Annotated in this window: 10 protein-coding genes; 1 reads left to right on the top strand and 9 read right to left on the bottom strand. The window is 71.4% G+C overall.

The genetic code is table 11. The features are described 5' to 3' along the window. Both AW270_RS39155 and AW270_RS29960 read right to left on the bottom strand, forming a co-directional pair. Nucleotides 1-2,220, bottom strand: a 2,220-nt coding sequence (locus AW270_RS39155) for a HAMP domain-containing sensor histidine kinase (protein ID WP_157522819.1), incomplete at its 3' end; no start/stop codon positions are given. Next, on the bottom strand, nucleotides 2,217-2,906 hold the full coding sequence (locus AW270_RS29960; RefSeq protein WP_061299467.1) for a response regulator transcription factor: 690 nt from the start codon (nucleotides 2,904-2,906) through the stop codon (nucleotides 2,217-2,219). The genes AW270_RS39155 and AW270_RS29960, both read right to left, overlap by 4 nt. A 97-nt stretch (nucleotides 2,907-3,003) precedes the next feature. Here AW270_RS29960 and AW270_RS29955 point away from each other — a divergent pair, with 97 nt between their 5' ends. Continuing rightward, nucleotides 3,004-3,849 carry an arylamine N-acetyltransferase family protein gene (locus AW270_RS29955; RefSeq protein WP_061299466.1) on the top strand — a complete coding sequence of 282 codons (846 nt, stop codon included), beginning with the start codon at nucleotides 3,004-3,006 and terminating at the stop codon, nucleotides 3,847-3,849. A gap of 54 nt (nucleotides 3,850-3,903) precedes the next feature. On the opposite strand, the gene AW270_RS29950 is transcribed toward AW270_RS29955, so the two are convergent. The 7 genes from AW270_RS29950 to AW270_RS29920 are packed head-to-tail and all read right to left on the bottom strand — an operon-like array spanning nucleotide 3,904 to nucleotide 11,708. After that, nucleotides 3,904-4,935: an arginase family protein gene (locus AW270_RS29950; protein ID WP_061299465.1), complete on the bottom strand. Its 1,032-nt coding sequence runs from the start codon at nucleotides 4,933-4,935 to the stop codon at nucleotides 3,904-3,906. After that, nucleotides 4,932-6,212, bottom strand: a complete 1,281-nt coding sequence (locus AW270_RS29945) for a M20/M25/M40 family metallo-hydrolase (RefSeq protein WP_061299464.1) — start codon at nucleotides 6,210-6,212, stop codon at nucleotides 4,932-4,934. Before AW270_RS29945 ends, AW270_RS29950 begins: the two co-directional genes overlap by 4 nt. Continuing rightward, entirely contained in the window at nucleotides 6,209-7,141 is a 933-nt protein-coding gene (locus tag AW270_RS29940) for an ABC transporter ATP-binding protein (RefSeq protein WP_169807391.1), read from the bottom strand. The genes AW270_RS29945 and AW270_RS29940 overlap by 4 nt, the downstream gene beginning before the upstream one ends. Continuing rightward, entirely contained in the window at nucleotides 7,138-8,097 is a 960-nt protein-coding gene (locus tag AW270_RS29935) for an ABC transporter ATP-binding protein (protein WP_061299463.1), read from the bottom strand. Before AW270_RS29935 ends, AW270_RS29940 begins: the two co-directional genes overlap by 4 nt. Next, the gene (locus AW270_RS29930; protein WP_061299462.1) at nucleotides 8,094-8,978 is read right to left on the bottom strand and encodes an ABC transporter permease; all 885 of its coding nucleotides are present in this window, start codon (nucleotides 8,976-8,978) and stop codon (nucleotides 8,094-8,096) included. The genes AW270_RS29935 and AW270_RS29930 overlap by 4 nt, the downstream gene beginning before the upstream one ends. After that, on the bottom strand, nucleotides 8,975-9,916 hold the full coding sequence (locus AW270_RS29925) for an ABC transporter permease (RefSeq protein ID WP_061299461.1): 942 nt from the start codon (nucleotides 9,914-9,916) through the stop codon (nucleotides 8,975-8,977). Before AW270_RS29925 ends, AW270_RS29930 begins: the two co-directional genes overlap by 4 nt. A gap of 4 nt (nucleotides 9,917-9,920) precedes the next feature. Next, entirely contained in the window at nucleotides 9,921-11,708 is a 1,788-nt protein-coding gene (locus tag AW270_RS29920) for an ABC transporter substrate-binding protein (protein ID WP_169807392.1), read from the bottom strand. Nucleotides 11,709-11,730 lie beyond the last annotated feature (22 nt).

Below are 11,730 nucleotides of genomic sequence, written 5' to 3'. Positions count from 1 at the left end.
GGGTTCGTCGAGGTGGGTGGGCGGGCCGGGGGGACGCGGCGGGCCCCCGGGCGACGTTCTGCCGAGCGGGACGGGAAGGGTCGGCGCACCCGGAATGTCCGAGGCGGCCGGCGGGTGGCCGGGCGAAACGGCTCTTCCGACCCACCCAGCCGGCGAAGTCGGCACCCGTTCGGGTGAACTGGGCCCTTCCGCCGCTGCCGACGTCGAAGTCGCCGCATGCTCGGCCGTCACCTTTGGATCCCGGACCTGTGCGGGTGAACCTGGCCCTTCCGCCGAGCCCATCGGTGCACTCGCCGCATGCTCGGCGGGTGGACCCGGCCTTTCCGTCGATGCCATCGCCGCAGCTCCGGCGGTTGCTTTCGAGGGTCCCGACCTCGTCAGCGAATCCGGCGCCGAGAACGAACCTCCGGCCGAGGTCATCGGCGAGCCTGGGGCGGGCCCAGTTCCCGGGATCGTGGACGAGTCCGCCATAGCTCCCCCTGAGGCCATTCGCGCATCCGGCAGCGCGGCGGCACCCCGCGCCACCAGCGATGCCGGCACCTGACGCGATCCCGTGGATGAATCCGACGCGGCCGCCACTTCCGCCGTGGCCGAATCGGCTGTGCCCGAAGCCGGTTCCCCGGCCGATCCCGCTGCCGCCTCGGCCGTCTGGTCATATGCGCTGACCTGCGATGTCTCATGGTCGGAGGTCAAGGCCACATCTCTGACGGGCGAGCCCTCATGGCCTGGAGTCAAGGCCCCCGCCCTGACCGGGAAGGCCTCGTGGCCTGAGGCCGAGCCCGCTCCCCTGGCGGGGAAGCCCTCGTGGCTTGAGGTCATGGCCACAGCCGTAACCGGCGTCGTCTCGTGGCTTGAGGCCGAGCCCACTCCCCTGGCGGGCGAGCCCTCGGGACCGGAGGTCAAGGCCACAGCCGTAACCGGCGTGGTCTCGTGGCCTGAAGCCGAGTCCGTTCCCCTGACGGGTGAGCCCTCGTGGCTTGAGGTCAAGGCCACAGCCGTAACCGGCCTGGTCTCGTGGCTTGAGGTCATGGCCGCGACCTTGGCCGGTGTGGGGGTGGGGCCGTTCGGCCGGATGGGGGCGGCCAGCCTGCTCAGGTCCGGATTTTTCCTGGAACCGGCCTCCGTATCGGTTCCTGGTCGGCTCACCGCAGGCTCCATGGGGAGGCGGGCGTGGACCCGTCGTCCTGAGGTCCGGCCCGCCGCGAGGGTGCGGCCCGACGGTTCGCGGACCGCCTTCGGGAGGGTGAGGAGCATGTGGCAGCCAGGGCCGTCCGCGACCGTGAGGGTGCCCCCGTGGAGTTCGGCGATCTCCTTGGCGATGGCCAGGCCGAGGCCCGCTCCTCCGGCGTCGGCGGCGCGGCCCGCGTCCAGGCGGGAGAAGCGTTCGAAGACGCGCTGGCGGTCGTCGGCGGGAATGCCGGGGCCCTCGTCGGCGACCTCGACGGCGAGGGTGCCGTCGGGGGAGGTCCGGGAGGTGAGGGTGACGGTCCCGCCGGGTGGGCTGTGCCGGACGGCGTTGTCCAGCAGGTTGGCCAGGACCTGCGCGAGCAGGACGGGGTCGGCCGACGTCAGGTGGCGGCCGGGTTCGACCTCGCACGCGACGGTCACGTCGTCGCGGGCCAGCGACGCCTCGCGGACGGCCTGGCCGCCGAGGTCGGCCAGGTCGAACTCCTCGGCCTCGATCGGCCGGGCCCCCGAGTCCAGCCGGGACAGGTCGAGGAGCTGGGCCACGAGACGGCCCAGGCGCTGGGTCTGCGCCAGGGCGGTGCCGAGGATCTCCGGTTCCGGCGGGGAGACGCCGTCGACGACGTTCTCCAGCACCGCCTGCACGCCGGTGATGGGGGTCCGCAGCTCGTGGCTCACGTTGGCCACCAGCTCCCGGCGCTGCCGGTCGACCTCCCCCAGGTCGGCGGCCATCGCGTTGAAGGCCCTGGCCAGCTCGCCCACCTCGTCGCGGCTGGTCGCGGTGACCCGCAGGCCGTACGAACCCTTGGCGATGGTCTGCGCGGCGGCGGCCATCTCCCGCAGGGGTTTGATCATCCCCCGGGCCAGCACCTGCACGAGGATGAGCGCCAGGAACACGGCGAAGGCGATCCGCAGCTCGGCGGAGACGCCCCCGGCGATCCCCACCTCGTTGACGACGAACGCCGTCACCACGGCCCCGACGATGACGATCCCGAGCTTGACCTTGATCCGGCCGAGGAAGTCGAGCGGCCTCATGGGCGCACCAGGGCGTACCCGACGCCGTGGACGGTCCGCACCACTTCCGACCCGAGCTTGCGCCGCAGCGCCCGCACGTGACTGTCGACGGTCCGGGTCGCCGCCGCCTCGGAGAACCCCCAGATGTCGGCGAGCAGCCGCTCCCGCTCGTAGACCTGGCCGGGCCGCTCGGCGAGCCGCCTGAGCAGGTCGAACTCGGTCCGGGTGAGCTGCGCCTCGGCCCCGCGCACGAACACCCGCCGCTCGGCCAGGTTGATCTCGATCTCCCCGACCCGCAGCACCGTCTCCTCGGCCGCGAGCTGCACCGCCCGGTCGACCCGCCGCAGCAGCGCGTGGATCCGCGCCACCAGCTCCCGCATGCTGAACGGCTTGGTGATGTAGTCGTCGGCCCCGACCCCGAGCCCGACCAGCACGTCGGTCTCCTCGCCGAGCGCGGTGAGCATGAGGACCGGGACCGGCCGGGCGGCCTGGATCCGCCGGCACACCTCCAGCCCGTCCAGTCCCGGCAGAAGCCGGTCGAGCACCACCAGGTCAGGTTCGAAGCGGGCGTACGCGAGCAGCGCCCCCTCGCCGTCACCGGCGACGCGGACGTCGAACCCTTCCGCCGTCAACCGGGTCGCGACCGCTCGCGCGATGGTGTCGTCGTCCTCGACGACCAGCACCCGGCGCTGCTGGGGATAAGCCATGAGGGCAGCGTAGAGGGGGGACGTGCAGACCAATCGTGGCTTTTTGTGGAGCTTTCGTGCAGGCGATTCTGTCGGTGGCGGGGTCTAGCGTGGGGTCGTGATCGACGTTGACGGGTATCTCCGACGGCTCCGGCTCCCCTCCGGAGAGCCGAGCGCAGACGCGCTTACCGCGCTGCAGCGGGCACATGTGGAGCGCGTCCCCTACGAGACGCTGCCCATCTGGCTGGGACGGCCCACGAGCGTGGACCCGGCCGAATCGGCCGCCCGGATCATCGCCGGGCGGGGCGGCTACTGCTTCCATCTGAACGGCGCGCTCTCCGAGCTGCTGTCGGCGCTGGGCTATTCGGTGACCCGGCATTTCGGCGGCGTGCAGGGCTCGCCGTCCGACCCCGCCGGGGCGCGCGGAAACCACCTCGTGCTGACCGTCGCCGGGCTGCCGACCGACGAGAACCCCTCCGGTGAGTGGCTGGTCGACGCCGGTCTCGGCGACGCGATCCACTCGCCGATCCCCCTCATCGAGGGGGTCTACGACCAGGGGCCGTTCACCTACCGGCTGCGGCCGTCCGAGGCGGAGCCCGGCGGGTGGCGGTTCGACCACGACCCGCGCGGCAGCTTCACCGGGATGGACTTCCGCAAGGCGCCGACGGAGATGTCGGCGTTCGAGTCGGAGCACGTCCGGCTGTCGACGTCGCCGGAGTCGGGGTTCGTGCGCGTCCTGTCGATCCAGCGGCGCGACGCGACGGGGGTCGACGCGGTGCGGGGGCTGGTGCTGACCCGGACCGGCCACGACTCGACGTCGACCACGCTCGACCGGGAGACCGACTATTTCGCCGCCCTGGCCGACGTCTTCAACCTCCACCCGACGGCCGGCGAACGCTCGATCCTGTGGCCGAAGCTGGCGGAGAGCCACGAGAGGTGGCTCGCGACCAGGCAGGATTCCTAGCCATTTCGTCCGGGAAGGGACGGATGTCCAGAAGATCCGCGGCCCGTTGGGTTCCTATTCGACGCCGCGCTTCGACGTGCTGAGCCCTCGCAGGGTGGTGGCCACCAGAGGGCCGAGGGTCTCCAGGTGGTAGCCGCCCTCCTGGACCGCCACCGTCGGCAGCCCCAGTCCGCCCAGCAGCCGGCCGGTCTCCAGGTAGCCGTCCTCGGTGACGCGCAGCGGGCTCTCCGGGTCGTCGGCGGCGGCGTCCACCCCCAGCGACACGACCAGGGCCTCCGCGCCGAAGCGGGCCGCCGCCTCGCATACCCGGGCCACCCCGGCGAGCCAGGCCGGGTCCCCCGATTCCGGTGCGAGGGGGACGTTCAGGTTGGTCCCGCCGCCGGTCTCGTCGGCGAAGCCCATGTAGTGGGGGAACCAGCCCGCGCCCGGGTCGACGTGGACGCTGCCGTAGAAGACGTCCGCGCGCTCCCAGAAGATCGACTGGGTCCCGTTGCCGTGGTGGGCGTCCACGTCGATGACGGCGACCTTCGCGCACCCCTCGGCCAGCAGGGTCGTCGCGGCGACGGCGGCGTTGTTCAGGTAGCACGAGCCGCCGTAGCCGTCCCGCGTCGCGTGGTGGCCGGGCGGGCGGCAGAGGGCGTACACCAACCCGTCAGAGACCCGCCGGGCCGCCGTCCACGCCGCGCCCGCCGCCGCGAACGCCGCCTCCCAGGTTCCCAGGCCGACCAGGGTCATCGTGTCGTAGGCGTACCGGCCCGCCCGGCCGTGGACGGCGGCGGGCAGCCGCCCGGGCAGGCCGCCGAGCATCGCCTCGGTGGGGAAGACGTAGGGCACCACCCGGTCCTGCGGGTAGCCCGCCGCGACCCACTCCGCGTAGACGTCGCGCAGGTGCCGGAGCAGGCCCTCGGAGTGGACCGAGGTCAGCGCGCTCCAGGGTGCCTCCTCGGCGGGCACCCAGTCGGCGGCGACCGCGTCGCGGATCCGGTGGACCCGTTCGGCCACCTCCGTGCCCGGGGTTCGCAGGCCGATCCAGATCTCCGCCGAAGGGTCGTGCCGCAGGGTCGCGGGGGACCAGATGCCGATCACGGGCGGAAGAAGCGGTCGAGCACCCGCACGCCGAACTCCAGCGCGCTGACCGGCACCCGTTCGTCGACGCCGTGGAACATCGCGTTGTAGTCGAAGCCCTCCGGCAGGGCGAGGGGCGCGAAGCCGTAGGTCACGACGCCGAGTTCGTGGAAGGCCTTGGCGTCGGTGCCGCCGCTCATCACGTACGGGACCGGAAGCGCCTCGGGGTCCTCGGCCACCAGTGAGGCGCAGAGCGCGTCGAAGGTGGGGCCGCCGGGGTCGGCCTCGGGGGCGTCCTCGAAGCAGACGAACTCGCGGCTGATCTTGGGGCCGAGCAGGGAGTCGACGGTGGCCAGGAAGTCGTCCCGGGAGCCGGGCAGGAACCGGCCGTCGACCTGGGCGGACGCCGAGCCGGGGATGACGTTGACCTTGTAGCCGGCGTCCAGCATCGTCACGTTCGCCGAGTTCCGCAGGACGTGGGCGAACAGCTCCCCGACCTGGCCGAGCCGCCGGGCCTCTCCGTCGAGGTCGGACCTGTCCAGTTCGCGGCCGAGCGCCCGGGAGATCCCGTCGAGCATGCTGACCACGCCGGGGGTGAGCTGGATCGGCCACTCGTAAGACGCCAGGCGCGACATCGCGTGGCACATCTCGGCGACCGGGTTGTCCACCGCCCGGAGCGACCCGTGCTGGGCGACCCCCCGCGCGGTCAGCCTCATCCAGGCCATGCCCTGCTCGCCGACGGCCACGGGGTAGATGCGGCGTCCGTTGTGGACGACGCAGTAGCCGCCGTCCTCGCTGATCGCCTCCCGGACCCCCTCGAACAGGGCGGCGTGCTCCCTGGCCAGGTAGTACGACCCGTATTCGCCGGTCGCCTCCTCGTCGGCGGTGAAGGCGAGCACGACGTCGCGCGACGGCCGGACCCCGCGCGCGGCCCACTCCTGGACCAGGGCGAGCGTCATCGCGCAGGTGCCCTTCATGTCGACCGCGCCGCGCCCCCACACCACCCCGTCGACGATCTCCCCGGAGAAGGGGTGCACCGCCCAGTCGTCGGCCTGGGCGGGGACGACGTCGAGATGCCCGTGGATCAGGAAGGGGTCGCCGTCGGACGCGCCGCGCACCCGCGCGACCACGTTCGACCGGCCGCGCGAGGTCTCGAGGATCGTGGCCGGGACCCCGGCGTCGGACAGCAGCGTCGCCACGTATTCGGCCGCGCCGCGCTCGCCCCGCCCCCGGTTGTCACCCTCGTTGGTGGTGTCGATCCTGATCAGATCGGAGCAGATCGTCCCGACGCCGCTCATGGCAGCACACAGGCGGCGTGGTGGCCGCGGTCGGCAGGCAGCACGGGCAGGGTCTCCTTCTCACAGCGTTCCGCCAGCTCGGCGGGGAGTCCGGCGGCGTAGGCGGGGCATCGGGGCCGGAACCGGCAGCCGGCCGGGATCCGGGACGGGTCGGGCGCCTCACCCTTCAGGACGATCGGGTCCTGCCGGGCGATCTCCGGGACGACCGAGAGAAGCGCCTTCGTGTACGGATGCCGCGGCGACGTCAGCACCCGCGCCGTGTCACCGGTCTCGACGATGCGGCCCAGGTACATCACCGCGACCCGGTCGGCGATGTTCCACGCCAGCCCGAGGTCGTGCGTCACCACCAGCAGCGACAGCCCGAGTTCGGTCCGCAGCCGGAGCAGCAGGGCCAGGATCTCCCCGCGCACCGAGGCGTCCAGCGACGACACGGGCTCGTCGGCGACCAGCACGTCGGGCTCCAGCACGAGCGCCCCGGCGATCACCACCCGCTGGCGCTGGCCGCCGGACAGTTCGTGCGGATAGCGGAGGAAGAACCGCTCGGGCGGGCGCAGCCCGGCCTTGGACAGCGCCGCCGCGACGAGTTCGCGCTCGTCGCCGGGCACCTTGTGGATCCTGAGCCCCTCGGCCACCGCCTCGTAGACGGTGTGGCGGGGGTTCAGCGACCCGCTCGGGTCCTGGAGCACGAGCTGGACGTGCCGCCGGAACTCCTTCAGCCGCCGGTAGTCGAGCGGGCGGTCGGCGCACTCCACGGTGCCCCGCACCGGTCGTACCAGCCCGAGAAGGGCTCTGGCCAGCGACGACTTGCCGCACCCGGACTCCCCGACCAGCGCGACGATCTCGCCGGAACCGATCTCCAGGTCGACGCCGTCGACGGCCCGCGCCGCCCCGAACCGGACGTGGACGCCGCGTGCGGCCAGCGCGCTCACGAGGCCTCCCCCGCGCGCAGGCAGGCGGCCCGCCGTCCGGCGCCCACGTCGAGCAGCTCGACCTCGGCCTCCGAGCACCGGTCGAACGCCACCGGGCACCGGGGATGGAACGGGCACCCGGCCGGCAGATCCCCCGGATACGGAGGATCCCCCGCGAGACCGGCGGGCGCGTAGCGGAACCGGGGGTCGCCGACGCGGGGGAAGGCCCCGGCCAGCGCGCCGCTGTAGGGATGGCGCGAATCGTCGAACACCACCGAGGCGGGCCCCTCCTCGACCACCTTCCCGGCGTACATGACCGCGACCCGGTCGCAGGTCGTGCCGAGCACCGACAGGTCGTGCGAGATCAGCACCAACGCCAGCCCCAGGTCCTTGACCAGCCCGGACAGCAGTTGCAGCACCTGCGCCTGCACCATCACGTCGAGCGCGGTCGTCGGTTCGTCGGCGATGACGAGCCGCGGCCGGCACGCCAGCGCGAGTGCGATCATCACCCGCTGCCGCTGCCCGCCGGAGAGCTGGTGGGGGTAGTCGCGGGCCCGCCGGGCGGGCAGCCCCACCTGCTCCAGCAGCTCACCGACGCGCAGGTCGGCGGCCTTGCGGGAGGTCTTCGGCTCGTGCAGCAGGATGGGTTCGGCGATCTGCCGCCCGATGGTCCGCACCGCGTTCAGCGAGTGCAGCGCCCCCTGGAAGACGATCGACGCGGTGGCCCACCTGACGGCGCGCAGACGGCCGAACGACATCCCGTGGACGTCCTCGCCGTCGAGCAGCACCGACCCGCCGACCGTCGCCGACTTCGGCAGCAGCCGCAGCACCGCGTTGGTGATGGTCGACTTGCCGCACCCCGACTCGCCCGCGACGCCGAGCACCTCGCCCGGCGCGACGCTCAGCGAGACCCCGCGCACGGCCGGGACGTCGCCGGCGTAGGTGACCGACAGGTCCCGCAACTCCAGCAGGCTCATGACCCCTCCCGCAGCCGTGGGTTGAGCACGGCCTCCAAAGCCCGCCCGACCAGCGTGAACGCCAGGACCACGGCCACCACGCAGAGGCCTGGCGGCAGCACGAACCACCACTCGCCGTTCGACATGGCGCCGGTCCCGTAGGCGTTGTCGAGGATGTACCCCCACGACGGCCGCGTCGGGTCGCCGAGCCCGAGGAACGACAGGGTCGTCTCCGACAGGATCGCCACCGACACGGTCAGCACCACATGGGCCAGCACCAGCGGCATCACGTTGGGCAGGATGTGCCGGGTCATCTGGTGCCAGTCGCCGCCGCCGAGCGCCCGCGCCCGTTCCATGTACGGCCGCTCCCGCACACTGAGCGTCTGCGCGCAGACCAGCCGGGCGGTGCCGGGCCATGACGTGACCCCGATGACGATGATGATGTTCAGCAGCGACGCCCCGAGCACGGTGGCCATCACGATGGCCAGCGGCAGGAACGGGATGACCAGGAACCAGTCGGTCAGCCCCATCAGCGTCGACCGGGCCCAGCCGCCGTAGAACCCGGCCATGATCCCGATGACCGTCCCGATGACGATCGCGATGGCGGTGGCCGCGAGCCCGACGATCAGCGACACCCGGGTGCCGTGGATGAGCAGCGTGAGCACCGAGCGGCCGTTCTGGTCGGTGCCGAGCCAGTGGTCGCCGGACGGCGCGGCGTGCGCCGGCGCGGTCGCCTTGGTCACGTCGAGCCCGGCGGGGTCGGCCAGCACCGAGGCGAAGACGGCGACCAGCCCGAAGAACAGCAGAATGCCCAGTCCGACCAGGGCCGACCGGTGTGAGCGGAAATCCGCCCAGAACCGGGACGCCGTGGCCCGCCGCCGCTGCCAGGCGATGGCCGTCATTGCGTGCTCACCCGTGGGTCCAGCACGGCGTACAGCAGGTCCGCCAGCAGTGTGAACACGATCACCCCGAGGGAGAAGAGCAGGAACACCGCCTGCAGCAGGGGGATGTCGGGCCCGCGCAGCGCCTCGGCGGTGAGCAGCCCCAGACCGGGCCAGGAGAAGACGTACTCGACCGTGATGGCCCCGCCGATCACGAAGCCGAGGTTGAGGAAGATGAGCGTCATGGTGGGCAGCAGCGCGTTGGGCACGGCGTGCCGCCGCCGCACCAGGTCCTCGCGCAGGCCCTTGGCGCGGGCGAGGGTGAGGTAGTCCTGCCGCAGTTCGTCGACCAGTGACGCCCGCATGATCGAGGTGTACTCGGCCAGGTAGACGATGGCGAGCGCGGTCACGGGGAGCACCAGGTGCCAGGCCGTGTCCACCACCGTCGGGAGGAAACCGGTCACGCCCACCGAGTTGATGCCGCCGCTCGGGAAGAACGGCAGCCACATGATCAGCATCATGCCGACCCAGAACTCCGGCATCGCGTAGAGCGTGTTGGTCGTCCCGGTGGTGACGCGGTCGAACCGCGACCCGCGCCGCCACCCGCTGCGGATGCCCAGCCACACCCCGGCGAGCGCCGCGACCAGCACGGCGGTCCCGACGAGCAGCACGGTCGGCCAGACCCGCTCGCCGATGATCTCCCAGACGGGCCGGTTGAACCGGGTCGAGTTGATCGTCGAGGCGAACGGGTTGGACAGGTAGGTGATGAACTGTTCGCCGATGGGCCGGTTGAGCTGCTGACGCAGCCGGATGAGCTGGTCGGGCGACATGTTCCGGCCACGGGTGTAGAGGCCGATCGGGTCGCCCGGCAGCAGCCGGAACAGGAAGAAGTTGAAGACCACGACGAACAGCAGCGTGCCGATCGACCAGCCGACCTTCTTCAGGACGTAGCCGCGCACCGGTTCACTCCCGGTCGTCGGAGGAGACCGACGAACGGCGCCGCAGCACCAGGAACCCGGCCCCGACGATGAGGAGCACCCCCGCCACGATCACGATGACGAGGACCGGGCTGCCGTCGGAGGGCTTCTCCGCCGCCGTCTTTCCGGGGGCCGTGACGGGAGTCATCGTCAGGTAGGAGTGGACGCCGTACTGGAACAGCAGCGACCCGTCGGGGTCGGGCTGGGGGGTGAAGCCGGTCCACCGGTCGCTGCGGTAGGCGACCAGGTCGTCGTAGTAATAGGTGATCGCGTACGCCGCGTCGTCGTGAACGAGCTGCTGCATCTGCTTGGCCAGCTCGGCGCGCTTGGCCTGGTCGGTCTCGCCGGCCTGCCGCTCGTAGAGCTCGTCGTAGGCCGGGTTGCAGTAGAACGAGTCGGACAGGTCGGCGTAGACGGCGTCGCCGTCCTTGTAGCTGCGCTTGCCGCAGGTGAAGACCGACATCTGGTAGTCGGGGTCGGGTTCGACCACCCAGCCCCACTCGAACATGTCGTAGTTCCCCTGGCCGATCACCTCGGTGAGGGTGTCCTCCGACATCACCTTGACGGTGACGTCGATCCCGATCTCCTTCAGCCAGCTCTTGACGAACTCGGCGGTGCTCTGCGAGTCCTGCGACTCCTGCCGGGAGAACAGCCGCAGCGCGAACCGGGTCCCGTCGGCCTTCTTCGGATATCCGGCCTCGTCGAGCAGCTGGTTCGCCTTGGCCAGGTCGAAGTTCTGCGGCGCGGTCGGCGTGTAGTGCAGCAGCGGATAGACCGGCGGGATGAAGGAGTCACCGGGCGAGCCGTGGCCGTTGAGCACCCGGTCGACGAGGGTCTTGCGGTCGATGGCGTGCGAGATGGCCAGGCGGACCTGCTTGTTCTTCAGCGCCTCGTGGCCGTCGCCGATCGCGGTGCCGTCGGCCAGGGCCGCGCCGGTGTTGAAGGCGATCTCGTTGAAGCCGGAGTACTTGGAGCTGCGGGTGGTCACACCCGGCTTGCCGTTGAGCGAGTTGAAGACGTTGCTCTGCAGGTCGTAGGCGAAGTCGATCTCCCCCCGGACCAGCGCCTGCGCCTCGGCGTCGGCGTTGGTGAACACGCGGAAGACCAGTTCGTCGAACTTCGGCGCACCCTGCCAGTAGTTCTTGTTCGCGGCGAAGCGGAGATACTGCCCCTTCCGCCGCTCGACGAGTTGGAAGGGCCCGGAACCCACCACGGGCTTGCCGCTCCCGGGCTCGTTCGCGTACGACTTGACCGCGTCCCCGTCGACGCCCTTCCAGACGTGCTCGGGCAGGATCGGCACGGCCAGCCGTTCCATGATCGGCGTCGGCTGCTTGACGTGCAGGACCAGGGTGGTGTCGTCGGCCGCCTCGGCCTTGTCGATGTTGGCGACGTAGTTGCCGTAGTTGGTCTGCTCGAAGTCGCCGTCGATGATCCGGTTGAAGGTGTACGCGGCGTCGCGGGCCGTCAGCGGCTGCCCGTCCGACCACTTCACCCCGGATCTGATCTTGTACGTCCAGGACTTCTGGTCCGGGGCCTCGCTGTAGGACTCGGCGAGGGAGGGCTGGGGGGAGACGTCCTTGGCGCTGGAGGTGGTGAGGTAGTCGTACATGAGCGCGTAGGTCTCGTAGGCCTCCACGACGATGCCGGTGAACGGGTTCGTGGAGTCGACGTCCGACTGGATGCCGATCGTGAAGGTGGTCTTGGCGGCGGCGGGGGTGGGAGTGAGCGGGGTGGAAAGGAGCCCTCCGGCAAGCGCCAAGGTCAGTACTTTCACGACGAAATGGTGCATATCGACC

The sequence above is a fragment of the Herbidospora cretacea genome (assembly GCF_001570605.1).
GTDB classification, from domain to species: Bacteria; Actinomycetota; Actinomycetes; order Streptosporangiales; family Streptosporangiaceae; genus Herbidospora; species Herbidospora cretacea.
The sequence above is the reverse complement of the archived record's forward strand: the minus strand, read 5'-3'. Positions and strand labels throughout refer to the sequence as shown.